Here is a 323-nt window from a genome sequence, read left to right on the forward strand (position 1 = left end):
CGCCTTTCCCTCACGGTACTGGTTCACTATCGGTCGATTACGAGTATTTAGCCTTGGAGGATGGTCCCCCCATGTTCAGACAGGATTTCTCGTGTCCCGCCCTACTTGTCGTACGCTTAGTACCACCGCTTGAATTTCGTGTAAGGGGCTATCACCCTCTATGGCGCTTATTTCCAGAAGCTTCCACTATTCAAACGACTATCACGTACAGGCTCTTCCCATTTCGCTCGCCACTACTTTGGGAATCTCGGTTGATTTCTTTTCCTGCAGCTACTTAGATGTTTCAGTTCGCCGCGTTCGCTTCGTTAGCCTATGTATTCAGC

At 49.5% G+C, this 323-nt stretch carries 1 rRNA gene; it reads right to left on the reverse strand.

Features of this window, described 5'->3' with window-relative positions:
• Positions 1-323: ribosomal RNA gene (locus GJ700_RS34780) — 23S ribosomal RNA — on the reverse strand; the annotation flags it as partial.

Origin of the sequence: Pseudoduganella rivuli (genome assembly GCF_009674485.1) — a bacterium.
Lineage (GTDB): Bacteria > Pseudomonadota > Gammaproteobacteria > Burkholderiales > Burkholderiaceae_D > Rugamonas > Rugamonas rivuli_B.